The sequence below is a fragment of the Pseudomonas sp. Root71 genome, from assembly GCF_001429045.1.
GTDB lineage: Bacteria > Pseudomonadota > Gammaproteobacteria > Pseudomonadales > Pseudomonadaceae > Aquipseudomonas > Aquipseudomonas monachiensis.
This window is the reverse complement of sequence record NZ_LMHY01000024.1, coordinates 1-206: the sequence shown is the minus strand read 5'-3', so window position 1 is coordinate 206 and position 206 is coordinate 1. Positions and strand designations below refer to the sequence as shown.

The 206-nt window shown below is 63.2% G+C and carries 1 protein-coding gene; it reads right to left on the bottom strand.

Annotated features, from left to right (window positions below; genetic code table 11):
• On the bottom strand, window positions 1–206 hold a 206-nt coding region (locus ASD95_RS29900), incomplete at both ends, for an immunoglobulin-like domain-containing protein (RefSeq protein WP_236709748.1).

Genomic DNA, 206 nt, shown 5'->3' with positions numbered 1-206 from the left:
CCGGTGGTGTCCACGGAATCGGTGATGGTGGTCACGGCCGGGGTRGTGTTGGGCACCAGGTTTTCGAAGTTGCCGCCGGTGGTACCAGTGATGGTGGTGCTGACGGTGCTGCCGTTGACATAAACGTCGTTSGCCGCCGTCGGCACGTTGACGCTGCCGCTGGTCTGGCCCGCTTCGATGGTGATGACCGAGCCGTTGCTCAAGGT